13 protein-coding genes are annotated in these 14,021 nt (G+C 74.4%); 10 read left to right on the top strand and 3 right to left on the bottom strand.

Annotation, left to right across the window (positions count from 1 at the left end):
- Nucleotides 1-48 precede the first annotated feature (48 nt).
- A complete protein-coding gene (locus ACIA5A_RS03715; RefSeq protein WP_396756072.1) occupies nt 49-993 on the bottom strand; it encodes an SDR family NAD(P)-dependent oxidoreductase in 945 nt (314 codons plus the stop codon).
- Between the two features lie 147 nt (nt 994-1,140).
- On the opposite strand from ACIA5A_RS03715, the gene ACIA5A_RS03710 reads away from it, so the two are divergent.
- The 7 genes from ACIA5A_RS03710 to ACIA5A_RS03680 all read left to right on the top strand — a co-directional run bounded on the left by ACIA5A_RS03710 (nt 1,141) and on the right by ACIA5A_RS03680 (nt 7,676).
- Complete coding sequence (locus ACIA5A_RS03710) at nt 1,141-1,707, top strand: TetR/AcrR family transcriptional regulator (RefSeq protein WP_396756070.1); 567 nt, start codon at nt 1,141-1,143, stop codon at nt 1,705-1,707.
- A gap of 63 nt (nt 1,708-1,770) precedes the next feature.
- Nucleotides 1,771-3,096, top strand: a complete 1,326-nt coding sequence (locus ACIA5A_RS03705; RefSeq protein ID WP_396756068.1) for a low temperature requirement protein A — start codon at nt 1,771-1,773, stop codon at nt 3,094-3,096.
- 80 nt (nt 3,097-3,176) lie between these two features.
- Nucleotides 3,177-4,055, top strand: a complete 879-nt coding sequence (locus ACIA5A_RS03700; RefSeq protein WP_396756066.1) for an oxidoreductase — start codon at nt 3,177-3,179, stop codon at nt 4,053-4,055.
- 120 nt (nt 4,056-4,175) lie between these two features.
- A complete protein-coding gene (locus tag ACIA5A_RS03695) occupies nt 4,176-5,129 on the top strand; it encodes an LLM class flavin-dependent oxidoreductase (protein WP_396756064.1) in 954 nt (317 codons plus the stop codon).
- Nucleotides 5,130-5,133: 4 nt separating this feature from the next.
- Entirely contained in the window at nt 5,134-6,144 is a 1,011-nt protein-coding gene (locus tag ACIA5A_RS03690; RefSeq protein ID WP_396756062.1) for an aldo/keto reductase, read from the top strand.
- Nucleotides 6,141-6,674 carry a DinB family protein gene (locus ACIA5A_RS03685; protein ID WP_396756060.1) on the top strand — a complete coding sequence of 178 codons (534 nt, stop codon included), beginning with the start codon at nt 6,141-6,143 and terminating at the stop codon, nt 6,672-6,674. Before ACIA5A_RS03690 ends, ACIA5A_RS03685 begins: the two co-directional genes overlap by 4 nt.
- Before the next feature lie 102 nt (nt 6,675-6,776).
- Nucleotides 6,777-7,676 carry a TIGR01777 family oxidoreductase gene (locus ACIA5A_RS03680; RefSeq protein ID WP_396756058.1) on the top strand — a complete coding sequence of 300 codons (900 nt, stop codon included), beginning with the start codon at nt 6,777-6,779 and terminating at the stop codon, nt 7,674-7,676.
- Nucleotides 7,677-7,751: 75 nt separating this feature from the next.
- Here the strand turns inward: ACIA5A_RS03680 and ACIA5A_RS03675 are convergent, their stop codons facing one another.
- Nucleotides 7,752-8,981 carry a PHB depolymerase family esterase gene (locus ACIA5A_RS03675; RefSeq protein WP_396756056.1) on the bottom strand — a complete coding sequence of 410 codons (1,230 nt, stop codon included), beginning with the start codon at nt 8,979-8,981 and terminating at the stop codon, nt 7,752-7,754.
- Between the two features lie 146 nt (nt 8,982-9,127).
- On the opposite strand from ACIA5A_RS03675, the gene ACIA5A_RS03670 reads away from it, so the two are divergent.
- From ACIA5A_RS03670 to ACIA5A_RS03660, 3 genes are read left to right on the top strand one after another with little or no spacing between them, the layout of a single operon-like run.
- Nucleotides 9,128-10,921, top strand: coding sequence for a DUF2079 domain-containing protein (locus tag ACIA5A_RS03670; RefSeq protein ID WP_396756054.1), 1,794 nt, complete (start codon nt 9,128-9,130; stop codon nt 10,919-10,921).
- A 52-nt stretch (nt 10,922-10,973) separates the two neighbouring features.
- Nucleotides 10,974-11,615 (top strand): lipoyl(octanoyl) transferase LipB, encoded by a 642-nt coding sequence (gene lipB, locus ACIA5A_RS03665; protein ID WP_396756052.1) that lies wholly within the window; start codon nt 10,974-10,976, stop codon nt 11,613-11,615.
- A 3-nt stretch (nt 11,616-11,618) separates the two neighbouring features.
- On the top strand, nt 11,619-12,011 hold the full coding sequence (locus ACIA5A_RS03660) for a VOC family protein (RefSeq protein WP_396756050.1): 393 nt from the start codon (nt 11,619-11,621) through the stop codon (nt 12,009-12,011).
- Nucleotides 12,012-12,412: 401 nt separating this feature from the next.
- On the opposite strand, the gene aspS is transcribed toward ACIA5A_RS03660, so the two are convergent.
- Complete coding sequence (aspS, locus tag ACIA5A_RS03655; RefSeq protein ID WP_396756048.1) at nt 12,413-13,699, bottom strand: aspartate--tRNA(Asn) ligase; 1,287 nt, start codon at nt 13,697-13,699, stop codon at nt 12,413-12,415.
- Between the last annotated feature and the right edge of the window lie 322 nt (nt 13,700-14,021).

Raw genomic sequence — 14,021 nt, 5'->3', positions numbered from 1 at the left:
CGGAGGGGCGCACGGCGACTGCCGTGCGCCCCTCCGGCGTTTCGCGGGTCAGCCGCGCAGGTGCTCCTCGGAGACCGTCCACAGCCGCTCGGCGGCCTCCGGGTCCCGGGCGTACGGCGCGTAGCCGGTGCGGGTGCCCGGCTGGTTCACGCCGGCCTCCTGGCAGTCCTCGAAGTACCTACCGCCGGCGCCGGCCACCAGCGGCGACGCCGCGACCAGCACCGAGGTGGCCGCGCCCTGCTCGGGGGTCTTCCAGTAGGCAGCGCCGCCGCCGCTCTGCGCGCGCATCCGGTCCAGTTCCTCGTCGCTGATGTAGCGCTGGAGGTTGGTGCGGATCGCGCCGGGCATCAGTGCGTCGACGGTGATCCCGTCGTCGACCCAGCGCCGGGTCGCCTCGACCGCGAAGAGCACGTTCGCGGTCTTGGACTGCCCGTACGCCTGCCACGGGTCGTAGGGCCGCTGCCGGAAGTGGATGTCGTCGAACACCACGGGCGAGCGCAGGTGGGCGGCCGAGCTGACCGAGACGATCCGCGCGTCCCTGGCCGCGGCGAGCGCCGGGCGCAGCCCGGTGGCCAGCGCGAAGTGGCCGAGGTGGTTGGTGGCGAACTGCATCTCCCAGCCCTGCTCGGTGCGCATCTCCGGGGACGCCATGATGCCGGCGTTGTCGACGAGCATGTGCAGCGGTCCGTCCCAGGTGCGGACGAAGGCCGCCACCGAGCCGAGGTCGGCGAGGTCGAGCGGGGCGACCAGGACCCGGTCGCTGCCGGTGCTGCCGGTGATGTCCGCGGCGGCGCGCTGCCCGGCGTCGAGGTTGCGGACCGCGAGGGTGACGTCGGCCCCGGCGGCCGCGAGCGCGCGGGCGGTCTCCACGCCGATCCCGGAGGCGCCGCCGGTGACGACGGCCCGGCGGCCGGTCAGGTCGAGGTCGCGGACCACCTCCAGGGCGGTGGTGTCGCGGGAGAACGGGGTGGTGACGGGAGTGCTGCTGGTCATGATCCATCCTTGTCGGCGGCGGGGCGGACCGGTGTCCGCCCGCTACGATGAGAAGCGGAGGACCCTCCGTTACGTCCGAGCGTAACCGGAGGATCCTCCGGTTGCCAGTCCGACCGGCCGCGTACCCGGTCGAGCCGAGGAGGAGCCGTGCCCGACCGCCCCCTGCGCGCCGACGCGCAGCGCAACCGGCAACGCCTGCTGGACGCCGCGGTCCAGGCGTTTTCCCAGGGCGGCGCGGAGGTAACGCTGGACCGGGTGGCCAAGGAGGCCGGGGTCGGCATCGGCACCCTCTACCGCCACTTCCCCACCCGCGAGGCGCTGGTCGAGGCCGCCTACCGCAACGAACTGGCCAAGCTCTGCGACGCCGTACCGGACCTGCTCGCCACCCGGCCCGCCGAGACGGCCGTGCGGGACTGGATGGACCGGTTCGTCGACTACCTCGCCACCAAGCGGGGCATGGCCGACGCGCTGCGGCTGGCCATCGCCTCCGGCGCCAACCCGTACGCGCACAGCCGCGACCGGCTGCTCGCCGCGCTCGGCGAACTGCTCGCCGCAGGCGTCGCCGCCGGCACCGTACGGCCCGACGTGGCCGCCGCCGACGTGCTCGCCGGACTGAGCGGCGTGGCCCTGGTGGCCGGCGAGCCGGACCGGCGTGACCAGGCCGGCCGCCTGCTCGACCTGCTGATGGACGGGCTGCGTCACCGGCAGGGCTGACCCGCGCCGCCGGAGGGGCCCGTTTCCGGCCCGCCACCGCCGACGCGCTGACAGACTCGGCCGGTGGGCGGGTACGGGTGGCGGGGGCGCCTCGGTCCGGCGGTGCCGGTGGCCCCGGGCGCCCGGGTGGACCGGTTCGAGATCTTCTTCGACCTGGTCTTCGTCTTCTCGTTCTTCATCATCACCCGGGCCACCGCGCTCCAGGTGACCGGCGGCGCCCTGCTGCACGCCCTGCTGGTCCTCGCCGTGCTCTGGTGGTCGTGGGTGGTGCACAGCGTGGTGGCGACCCGGGTCCGGCTCGGCGAGGGCTTCGTCCCGGTGCTCATGACCGTCGGCATGGCCGCGCTGTTCACGTTCGCGCTGTCGCTGCCGAACGCGTTCCGCGACCCGCGCGGCAACGCCGCCGGGCCGATCGTCGCGGCGGCCAGCTACACCGTGCTGCGGCTGGTGCACCTGCTGCTCTACCGGCACGTGGTGCGGGACAGCCCGAACGAGCGCCGGCAGTTGATCCGGTTCACCCCGGAGGTGATCGGCAGCACCGCGCTGCTGCTGGTCGCCGCGCTGGTGCCACCGAAGATCGACGGCCTGTTCACGGCGTCGGTGGTCCGGGACGGCCTGTGGGCCCTCGTCGTCCTGCTCCAGTACGGCACCGGCATCATCGCCGGCACCTGGGGCTGGGGCGTGGCCTCGGCCGAGCACTGGACCGAACGGTACGACCTCATCCTGATCATCGCGCTCGGCGAGTCGGTGATCTCGGTCGGCGTCGGCAGCAACCTGCTCGGGCAGCCGCCCACCTGGCCGGCGGTGGCCGCCGCGGTGCTCGGCATCTTCTTCACCGCCGCGCTCTGGTGGGCCCACTACGACCTGGTCGGCCCGGCGGCCCGGATCGCCCTGCACGCCGCCCGGGACGGTCCCCGGGTGGCGATGGCCCGGGACGCGTACGCGTACCTGTTCCTGCCGATGATCGCCGGCATCATCCTGTTCGCGCTCGGCGCCGAGATGATCGTGCACGACATCGCCGACCCGAACGTGTCGCCGGGCACGCCCGCGCACGGGCCGGCCGTACCGCTGCTCTTCGGCGGCGTGGCCTGCTATCTCTGCGGCAACATGCTGTTCCAGGCGCGGACGCTGCGCACGCTGAGCTGGACCCGGGTCGTGGCGGTGCTGCTGCTCGGCGCCGCGATCCCGCTCGCCGAGCGGATGCCGGGGCTGGTCGCGCTGGCCATGCTGACCGCCGTCACGGTGGGTATGGTGGCCGCCGAGGTGATCGTCTTCGACGAGGGCCGGCGGGCGCTGCGCAAGCTGGTCTTCGAGGAGCGGGCCAGTCACGAGGCGCACGAGGCGGCCTGGCGGGCCCGGTGGCACGAGCAGCCCGACGAGGGCGAGTGACGCGGGGTTGAACCGGCCGGCTGTCGGCCCCGTGGAAATGCTCGGCCCCCTCATGGGGCTCCGAGAGGAACGGGGACACCATGACCATCGACACCATCCACGCCGGCGGCGCCGGCACCTGGCAGCTCGGCGACCGGACGGTCAACCGGATCGGCCTCGGCGCGATGCGGTTGACCGCGAACGCCGACGGCGGACCGAGCGACCGGGACCGGGCCGTCGCCGTGCTGCGCCGCGCGGTCGAGCTGGGCGTCAACCACATCGACACGGCGGCGTTCTACTTCTCGCCGCTGCGCTCGGCCAACGAGCTGATCAACCGGGCGCTCTCGCCGTACCCCGATGACCTGGTGATCGTCACCAAGGTCGGACCCGGCAAGGACCCGTCCGGCGAGTGGCTGCCGATGGCCCGGCCGGAGCAGTTGCGCGGTCAGGTCGAGGAGAACCTGCGCCAGCTCGGCCGGGACCACCTCGACGTGGTCAACCTCCGGGTGTACGGGCCGGAGCCGCTGGGCGAGCACTTCGGCGCGCTCGCCGAGCTGGTCGACGCCGGGCTGGTCCGGCACCTCGGCGTCTCCGCGGTCCGCCCGCACCAGGTCGCCGAGGCGCGGGCGATCGCCCCGGTGGTCTGCGTGCAGAACTCGTACGGCCTCGGCTACCGCCGGAGCAACGACGAGCTGATCCGGGACTGCGCCGCGCACGGCACCGCGTTCGTGCCGTTCTTCTCGATCGTGACCAGCGGGCGGGAGGCCGGGGCGACGGGCGAGGAGCACCCGGAGGTGCTCGCGGTGGCGCGCGAGCACGGCGCCACCCCGGCGCAGGTCCGGCTGGCCTGGACGCTGAGCCGGGGCCCGAACGTGCTCGCCATCCCCGGCACCGGCGACCCGGCGCACCTGGAGCAGAACGTCGCCGCCGGCGCGCTGCGCCTCTCCCCCGCCGCCCTGGCACGCCTCGACGCGGTCTGAGGGTTGGGTTAGGAGGGGCCCCCTGTTAGGCACCAGGCGTTAAGCGGGGGCCCCTCCTTACCCTTCGGCCCACGGCAGAAGGGGTGGGTGGAGAGGGCGGCGGGGCCGGAGACTGGGCCGATGGCGATCTTCTCCGTGCAGGCCCGGGCCACCGACGCGGTGGGCTGGGCCGAACTGGCCCGCACCGTCGAGGCCGCCGGCTTCGACGCGCTCCACGCGGCCGACCACCCGGGGTTCGGCCCGTCCCCGTTCGTCGCGCTGGCCGCCGCGGCGGCCGTGACCGACACGCTGGGCGTCGGCTCGTACGTGTCCAACGCCGGGGTCCGGGAGCCGCTCCTGCTCGCCGCCGACGTGGCCACGCTTGACGTGGTCTCCGGCGGGCGGGCGCGGCTCGGCCTGGGCGCCGGTCACACGCCGGGCGAGTGGCGGGCCGTCGGGCGCGAGCGCCCGGACGTCGCCGGCCGGGTCCGCCGCTGCGTCGCGGTCGCCGAGGCGGTACGCGCGCTGCTGGCCGGCGACGAGGTCACCGTGGACACGCCGGACCTGACCGCGTACGCCGCCCGCCTCGACGCGCCGCGACCGGTCCGGGACCGGATCCCGCTCACCGTGGGCACCGCCAACTCGACGCTGCTGCGGTGGGCCGGCGCGCACGCCGACGTGGTCGGCCTGACCGGCTTCGGGCGCACCCTGGCCGACGGTCACCGGCACGAGGTCCGGTGGCGGGCCGACCAGCTCGACGCACAGCTCGCCCAGGTGGCCGCCGGCGCGGCCGGCCGCGACGAGCCGCCCGCCCTGGAGGCGCTGGTCCAGCGCGTCGCCGTCACCGACGACGCCGAGGCGGTCGCCGCCGGGACGGCCGCGGAGACCGGCCTCACCCCGGCCGAGGTGCTGGCCACCCCGTTCGTGCTGATCGGCACCCCGGACGAGATCGCCCCGGCCGTCGCCGGGCACGAGCGCCGCTGGGGCGTCACCCGCTTCGTGGTACGCGCCGACGCCGTCGACTCCGTCGCGCCGCTCCTGTCCCGACTGGCCGGAAACGACTCGACTTCGAGTGCACTCGAGACTGGACACTGAGGACATGACGACGACACGACGACTGGGCCGCAGCGGCATCGAGGTCAGCGCGATCGGCATGGGCTGCTGGGCGATCGGCGGCCCGCTCTGGGACGGCGCGCAGCCGCTCGGCTGGGGCGAGGTGGACGACGACGAGTCGGTCCGCACCGTGCACCGGGCCCTGGAGCTGGGCGCGACCCTCTTCGACACCTCCAGCAACTACGGCGCGGGGCACAGCGAGCGGGTGCTGGGCCGGGCGCTCGCCGGCCGCCGGGACCGCGCGGTGATCGCCACCAAGTTCGGCTACCCCACCGACGAGGCGACCCGGCAGGCCGCGGGCGAGGACGCCAGCCCGGCGTACGCGCGGCGCAGCCTGGAGGACTCGCTGCGCCGGCTGGGCACCGACCACGTCGACCTCTACCAGTTGCACCTGAACGGGCTGCCGGTGCCGCGGGCGCTGGATCTCGTCGAGACGCTCGAGGACCTGGTCGGCGCGGGCAAGATCCGGGCGTACGGCTGGAGCACCGACGACCCGGCCTCGGCGCGCGCGTTCGCCGAGGCGGGCCCGCACTGCGCGGCGATCCAGCACGACCAGTCGGTGCTGCGGGACAACGCCGCGATGCTTGCGGTGTGCGACGAGTTCGACCTGGCCAGCCTCAACCGGGGCCCGTTGGCGATGGGCCTGCTCACCGCGAAGTACCAGGGCGCGCCGGCGGCCCGCGGCGGCGACGACGTGCGCGGGTCGGCGCCGGAGTGGCTGGACTGGTTCCACGACGGCGTCCCGCGCGCCGAGTGGGCCGACCGGGTGGCCCGGGTCCGCGCGGCGCTGACCGCCGACGGCCGCACGCTCGCCCAGGGCGCGTTGGGCTGGCTGCTCGCCCGCAGCCCGCGCACGCTGCCGATCCCCGGCTGCCGCACGGTCGGCCAGGCCGAGGAGAACGTGGGCACGTTGGCGTACGGGCCGCTGCCGGAGGCCGCGTTCGCGGAGGTGGAGCGCCTCCTCGCCGACCTGCGCACCGCCGGGGCGACGGCGTGAGCACCGTCGTGCCCGGAGACCCCGCGACGGATCGGCGGTTCGCGCTGCCACCCGCCGCCGACGAGCGGACGCTGCTCGACACCTTCCTCGACTTCCAGCGGGACGCCCTGGTCCGCAAGTGCGCGGGCCGGTCCGACGAGCAGCTTCGGTCGAGACCGGTACCGTCGTCCAGCCTGTCGCTGCTCGGCCTGGTCCGGCACCTCGCGACGGTCGAACGCTGGTACTTCCAGGGCGTGATCGCGGAGGCATTCCCTGGTGACCTGTTCGACCTGACCGACGACGCCGACGCGCCGTTCCACGATGTCGCCGACGCCACCGGCGCGGAGACGTTCGCGCTCTGGGGCGAGCAGGTGGCGGCGTCCCGCCGGATCGCCGCCGCGCGCTCCCTCGACGCGATCGGACGCACCCCGGGCACCGGGGCCGAGCGATCGTTGCGGTGGGTGCTGACCCACATGACCGACGAGTACGCCCGGCACCTGGGCCAGGCCGACATCCTGCGGGAGGCGATCGACGGTCGCACCGGGGAGTGACACGGCCGGCTCCGTCACGCCCGACCGAGCCTCGACGGGCGTGACGAGTGAGTGATTTCGCTCCACGCATCCGAATCCCGTCCGGTATCCGAAGATGGGAACATGCGGATCCTCATGGCCGGCGCCTCCGGCTTCCTCGGCACCCGACTGGTCGACCGGCTCACCGCCGACGGGCACCAGGTCACCCGCCTGGTCCGCCGCCCACCGCGTACCCCGGACGAGCGGCAGTGGAATCCGGCCGCCGCGCAGCTCGACCCGCAGGTGGTCGCGGACGCCGACGCGGTGGTGAACCTGGCCGGCGCCGGGGTGGGTGACAAGCGCTGGGACGACGACTACCGGAAGCTGATCCGGACCAGCCGGGTGGACAGCACGACGACGCTCGCCATCACGATCGCGGGCCTGCCCGCCGCGGACCGGCCGCCGGTGCTGCTGAACTCGTCAGCGGTCGGCTGGTACGGCAACACCGGGGACCGGACCGTGGAGGAGGACGCGCCGGCCGGTGAGGGGTTCCTCGCCGACGTCTGCCGGGTCTGGGAGGCGGCGACCCGACCGGCCGAGGACGCCGGTGTCCGGGTGGCGCGGCTGCGCACCGGGTTGCCGCTGCACCGCGACGGCGGCCTGCTCAAGCCGCAGTTGCTGCCGTTCCGGCTGGGGGTCGGCGGCAAGCTGGGCAACGGCCGGCAGTGGCTGCCGTGGATCTCGATGCGGGACTGGCTGGACGCGGTGGTGTACCTGCTGGCAAGGGACGACGTGGCCGGCCCGGTCAACGTGGTCGGCCCGGCGCCGGTCACGAACGCCGAGTTCACCCGGGAGCTGGCCCGCCAACTGCACCGGCCGGCGATCATGCCGATCCCGGCGCTGGCGCTGAAGGTGGCGCTCGGCGGGTTCGCCCAGGAGGCGCTGACCAGCACCCGGGTGCTGCCCGGGGTGCTCGGCAGGGCCGGCTTCACCTGGACCCACCCGGATCTGCCGGGCGCGCTGCACGCCGCCCTCACCGGCTGAGGGCGACGCGCAGGCGTTGAGCGGGGCCCCCGCCTCCACCGGAGGCGTTGAGCGGGGGCCCCTCCCTGCATCGGGTCAGCAGCCGATGACCCAGTAGCTGGGGCCGGTCTGCTTGAGCGACGTCGTGTAGAACGTGTTGTAGAGGCCCATCCGCTGGCCGCTGCCGAGCGCGTAGGCGTACCCGCCGGACTGGTAGGCCCGGCCGGCCGCGACGTGCGCGTAGTTGCTGGCGGTGACGCAGACCGGTGCGGTGGTGGGCGACGCGGTCGGGGTGGGCGAGGCGGTCGGTGACGCGGTCGCCGTCGGGGTCGGGCCGGGCGTGGCGCCGCCGCCACCGAGGCCGAAGAAGAGCGCGTCACGGTACGTCGAGCAGATGGTGTCCAGGAAGTACGCCCCGGCGGTGCCGCACTGGTCGGCGGCAGAGCCCGGGTCGACCGGGGTGCCGTGGCCCATCCCGGAGACCCGGTAGACGCGGACCTGGTCGTTGCCGTAGACCTCCAGGCTGGTGCCGCCCGGCAGCGACGAGGTGCTGGTCGGGGTCTGCGACACGCCGAGCACGTTGGTCCACTGGTCCCGCGACTCGGTCGCGTTCGCCACGTTGACCGTGTAGTCGCTGGTGCCGTGCCACACGGCCACCCGGGGGCGCGGGCCGGAATAGCCGGCGTACGCGTTGCGGACCAGGTCGCCCCACTGCGCCGGGGTCTTGTCCACGCCCGGGTTCATGCAGCTGTACGCCGTGGTGGTGCTGGTGGCGCAGCGGTACGGGATGCCGGCGATGATCGAGCCGGCGGCGAACACGTCGGGGTAGGTGGCGAGCATGACGGAACTCATCGCGCCGCCGGCGGAGAGGCCGCTGACGTAGACCCGGCCGGCGGCGGTGCCGTAGTTCGTCTTCGCGTAGTCGACCATCTGCTTGATCGACAGCGCCTCGCCCTGGCCGCGTGCGGTGTCGCCGGTCTCGAACCAGTTGAAGCAGGAGTTGGCGTTGTTGCCGGACGGCTGCTGCGGCACGATCAGCGCGAACCTCCACTGGTCGGCGTACTTCTGCCAGCCGGAGTTGGTGAAGTAGGTCGAGGCGTTCTGGGTGCAGCCGTGCAGCAGCACCACCGCCGGCGCGTTGCCGGGCAGGCCGTCCGGGCGGTAGGCGTACATGGTCAGGTTGCCGGGGTTGGAGCCGAAGCCGCTGACCTGGGTCAGCGAGGCGGCCTGCGCGGGCAGGGCGGCGACCAGGACGCCGGCCGCGGCCAGCACGACCCCGGCCGCCGCCCCGGCGAGGCGGGTGATGAGGGATGAGGAGCGGGACACGGGGACCTCCCGATCATGGAATGTGAACTGGGTCACTCTCCGAGTTGCCGGAACGTTACGTCCGTGTTTCATCGACAGGAATAGCTGTCGGTCACACATTCCCCGTCCGGGCGGTGTGCCCAGGTCCGGTTGGTAACGTCCGCTGCGTGCCGTCCTCCCCGTCCCCGGTCACCCGCGACCGGCGCGCCGACCTGCTGGTGACACTCGCGGCGGTGGCGCTGGCGCTCTGGGTCACCAGCGGGATGTGGCGGGACCCGAACAATCGCGCGATCACCGTCAACTCCAGCGACCAGGCGCTCTTCGAGTGGCTGCTGGCCTTCGGCGGGCACGCGCTCACCCACGGCGAGAACCCGTTCTTCACCCACCTGATCAACGTCCCGGACGGGGTGAACCTCGCGGTCAACACCTCGATCACCGTGTACGCGGCGGTCTTCGCGCCGCTGACGTACCTGGTCGGGCCGCCCGCGACGTTCCTGGTGATCCTGACGCTCAACCTCGCCGCCACCGCGGTGGCCTGGTACTGGCTGCTCAGCCGGCACCTGGTCGCCAGCCGGCTGGCCGCCGGGGTGGGCGCGCTGTTCATCGCCTACTGCCCGGCCATGGTGTCGCACGCCAACGCGCACCTGAACTGGACCGCGGGCTGGCTGGTGCCGCTGCTGGTCTGGGGCGTGTTCCGGCTGCGCCGCCCCGGCCGCGCGGTCACCGGCGGGATCGTGCTCGGCCTGCTGGTGGCGGTCGCGTTCTCGATCGCCGCCGAGGGCCTCTTCTTCACCGCCCTGGCGCTCGCGGCGTTCCTGCTGGTCTGGGCGCTGCACCCGGCCCGGCGGGCGGAGGTGCGGGCGGCGCTGCCGCGCGTGCTGGCCGGGCTCGGCGTGACCGCGCTGGTGGCCGGCGCGCTGCTGGCGTACCCGCTCTGGCTGCACTTCGCCGGGCCGCAGCGGTTCCACGGCACCGGCTTCGACCCGCTGATCCACTCCGAGGACATCGCCGCGTTCGGGTCGTACCCGCGCCGGTCGCTTGCCGGCTGGGCCGGGTTCGGCACGTCGCTGGCGCCGAACCCGACCGAGGAGAACTCGTTCTTCGGCGTCCCGCTGCTGGTGCTCGCGGTCGCCTGCTTCGCCCTGCTGTGGCGGCGCGCCGACCGGGCGTTCCGGGCGACCCTGCTCGCGCTCGGCGTGACCGCGGTGGTCTTCGCGGTGCTCTCCTGGGGCCCGACGGCCAAGTGGAACGGGCGGCGCACCGACCAACTGCTGCCGTTCGGGGTGTTGGACAACCTGCCGGTGGTCAACGCGGCGCTGCCGTCGCGGCTGGCGCTCGTCGTCGCGCCGGTGATCGGCCTGCTGCTGGCGTACGCGGTCGACGCGCTGCGCGCCCGCCCGCCCCGGCGGCGGGTGGTCGGCGCGGCCTGGCTGGTCGGCTTCGCCGTCGCGCTGCTGCCGCTGCTGCCCACCCCGCTGCTCACCAGCGTCCGCGAGCCGATCCCGACGTTCATCACCGGCGGGACCTGGAAGCGCTACGTCCCGCCCGACGGGGTCCTCACCCCGCTGCCGCTGACCGTCGACGTCTACCCGGACGGGCAGCGCTGGCAGGCGTACGCCCTCGCCCACCGGCAGGGTGAGTTCCGGATTCCCGCCGGTTTCTTCCTCGGCCCGGGCGGGCCGGACGGCCGGGGCCGGATCGGCCCGGTGCCGCGCACCTTCGACACGCTGATGGACCAGGCCGGCAGCACCGGGCTGGTGCCGATCGTCACCGAGGGCAGCATCCAGGAGTCCCGGGCCGACCTGCGCCACTGGGGGGTGCGGGTGGTGGTGCTTGCCGACCGGGTGCACGGCGCCAAGTACGACGTCGACGAGGAGGCGTTGCGTCGCACCGCCACCGCCCTGCTCGGGCCGCCCGAGCGGGTCGAGGACGTCTGGCTGTGGCGGGTGCCGCCGGCGTGACGCGACGAGCGTCACCCGGGGGCCGCCCGGCCGGCGGGACTACGCTGGACGGGTGAGCGTGACGACTTCCGGACCGACCACCGTCCGCGCCGGCCGGCTCGACTACCGGGCCGCCTGGGACGAGCAGCGCCGGCTGCACGAGGCCGTGGTGGCCGGTGAGCAGGGCGACACGGTGCTGCTCCTGGAGCACCCGAGCGTCTACACCGCCGGCAAGCGGACCGAGCCGTGGGACCGGCCGACGGACGGCACGCCGGTGGTGGACGTGGACCGCGGCGGCAAGATCACCTGGCACGGTCCGGGGCAGTTGGTCGGCTACCCCATCGTCCGCCTGCCCGACCCGGTCGACGTGGTGGCGTACGTCCGGCGCACCGAGCAGTTGCTGATCGACGTCTGCGCCGAGTTCGGGCTGGTCGCCGGCCGGGTCGAGGGCCGCAGCGGCGTCTGGGTGCCGGCGGACGACCGGGGGCCGGCGCGGAAGGTGGCGGCCATCGGCATCCGGGTGGCCCGTGGCGTCACGCTGCACGGCTTCTCCGTCAACTGCGACTGCGACCTGGGCTTCTTCGACCGGATCGTGCCGTGCGGCATCCGCGACGCCGGGGTCACCTCGCTCACCGCCGAGCTGGGCCGTCCGGTCACGGTGGCCGACGTGCTGCCGGTGGTCGAGCGGCACCTGCCCACCCTGACCCGGGTCTGACGGGTGCGGCTCGATCTCGTCACCCTCGTCGTCGCCGACTACGACCCGGCCGTCGCGTTCTTCACCGAGGTGCTCGGCTTCGAGCTGACCGAGGACTCGCCGTCGCTGACGAACGACGGCCGGCCGAAGCGCTGGGTGGTGGTGCGCCCGCCGGGCGGCGGCACCGGGCTGCTGCTGGCCCGCGCGGACGGGGAGCACCAGGCCGGGGCGGTCGGTGACCAGACGCACGGCCGGGTCGGCTTCTTCCTGCGGGTCGACGACGTCGACGCCACGCACCGCCGGATGGCCGCCGCGGGCGTCGAGTTCGTCCGCCCACCCCGTACCGAGCCGTACGGCCGGGTCGCGGTCTTCCGGGACGTCGCCGGCAACCTGTGGGACCTGCTCGGCCCGGCCTGACCGCCCGCTCCCCCGGCGCCCCGACGCGCGTCCCGCCGCCCGACAGAAGCCACCCCATGCTCACGGAGCGTGAGCACCCTCCGTTCCACCCCGCCCACCCGCCGCCACCTTTGCTCTGCAGCCTCATACGCACCACTCACCCAGCGTCGACCGGTGCGCCCGTGGCTGCAGAGCAAAGGCGGCCGGCACCTCTTCCCCGCCAGGGCGAGCCTTCCGCGAAGTGGCTGGTCAGCGCGTCGCAGCGAAGACGGCACGTTCCGCACCACCGCCACGCCCACTACCCACCGTCACGACCGGCGAGCGGACGTCACCCGTCACCCTCGGTAGGGATTCCGCTGACCCGGCGGCCCGCCCGCCCGGCCGCCGCCGGCGGCGCGCGCCGCCGGCGGCGGCCGGGCGGTTCACGGCGTGAGGCGATGCAGGTCGCGTGGGAAGGCGGTCACCTCCCGGACGTTCGCCGCGCCGGTCAGCCGGGCCACGAACCGCTCCAGGCCGATCGCGAAGCCGCCGTGCGGCGGCATGCCGTGCCGGAACGCGTCCAGGTAACCGGCGTACGGCTCCACCGGCTCGCCCCGCGCCGCCAGCGCCGCCAGGTAGTCGGCGTGCCGGTGCAGCCGCTGCCCGCCGGTGACCAGCTCCATCCCCCGGAACAGCAGGTCGAAGCCGTTCGAGTGGGTCGGCCGGGCCGGGTCCGGGTGGGTGTAGAAGGGCCGCTTCGCCATCGGGTAGCCGGTGACGAACAGGAAGTCGCTGCCGTGCTCGACGCGCGCCCACTCCCCCAGCGCCCGCTCGTGCGCCGGCGCCAGGTCGGGCTCGTCGGCCGGCGCGCCGGCGATCCGCAACGCGTCGGCGAAGTGCACCGCCGGGATCTCGGCGGGCACCGGAGGCAGCGTGACGCCGAGCGTGTCGAGCGCGCCGCCGGCCCGCTCGGCGACGCCGGCGAGCATCCCGGCCAGCGTGTCGCGCAGCACGGCCATCACGTCCTGGTGGTCGGTCACGAAGCCCAGCTCCACGTCGAGCGAGGTGTACTGGGCCAGGTGCCGGACCGTGTCGTGCGGCTCGGCGCGGAACACCGGGCCCACCTCGTAGACGCGCTCGAAGACGCCGACCATGAGCTGCTTGTAGAACTGCGGCGACTGCGCCAGGTAGGCGGGCCGGCCGAACCAGTCCAGCGCGAACACGTTCGCCCCGCTCTCGGTCGACGAGCCGACCACCTTCGGGGTGTGGACCTCGACGAAGCGCTGCCGGTCGAGCGTGGCCCGGAAGCCGGCCACCGCCGCCGCCGAGATCCGCAGCGCGGCGGAGCGGGTCGGATGGCGCAACGCCGTCGGCGCGTGGTCGAGCTGGGTGGGCAGGCTCGCGGTGAGCGCCGGCCGGTAGAGGTCGAACGGGGGCGGCACGGCGGGCGGGCCGAGCGGACGTACCGTCGGCTCGACGACCTCGACCCCGGCGGGCGCGGTGGGGTTCGCGACCACGGTGCCGACCACCTCGACGACGGTCTCCTCGGAGAGCGCCTCGACGTGCGCGCGCACCTCGGGCGCGGCGACCACCACCTGCGCGAGCCCGGCGGCGTCCCGGACGATCAGGAACGCCACCGACTTGAGCAGCCGGCGGCGGTGGACCCAGCCGGCGAGCCGGACGGTCGCGCCGACATGGGCGGTGAGCTGGGAGGACAGGATGCGTTGCACGGCGGTTACCTCCTCGATCAATCGCAACGCGATCCCCGGGAGGTGTGGGCGAGCGGGATCCTCGCGGTGCCACCACACCTTCGCCCCCGCCGGAGCGGAGGCCTCGTTCGTCGCCTTTTCACCGGGGCCAGCCGGGCGGGTTCTACTGGGCGCGTACGCCGTTCTTCCCGCAGCTCGGGAGGGTCTTCGCGGGCCCGGCGCCAGACCGCCTCGCAGCACTTCGGCGGCTCTCTGGGCTGGCGGGTCGGTCCGCTACTCGGCTCCGTCGCAGCTCTGCCGGCACGCTAGCACCACCGCCACCGGAATGTGACGAGGTTTTTTG

The sequence above is a fragment of the Micromonospora sp. NPDC051300 genome, from assembly GCF_044455315.1.
In the GTDB taxonomy this organism is placed as follows: domain Bacteria; phylum Actinomycetota; class Actinomycetes; order Mycobacteriales; family Micromonosporaceae; genus Micromonospora; species Micromonospora robiginosa.
This window is presented reverse-complemented; position numbering and strand designations above follow the sequence as displayed.

Excerpts from the sequence above, each read along its gene's own strand:
- ACIA5A_RS03680 (WP_396756058.1), top strand. The coding sequence starts at position 6,777 with ATGCGGATCCTCATGGCCGGCGCCTCCGGCTTCCTCGGCACCCGACTG.
- ACIA5A_RS03715 (WP_396756072.1), bottom strand. The coding sequence starts at position 993 with ATGACCAGCAGCACTCCCGTCACCACCCCGTTCTCCCGCGACACCACC.
- ACIA5A_RS03690 (WP_396756062.1), top strand. The coding sequence starts at position 5,134 with ATGACGACGACACGACGACTGGGCCGCAGCGGCATCGAGGTCAGCGCG.
- ACIA5A_RS03700 (WP_396756066.1), top strand. The coding sequence starts at position 3,177 with ATGACCATCGACACCATCCACGCCGGCGGCGCCGGCACCTGGCAGCTC.
- ACIA5A_RS03695 (WP_396756064.1), top strand. The coding sequence starts at position 4,176 with ATGGCGATCTTCTCCGTGCAGGCCCGGGCCACCGACGCGGTGGGCTGG.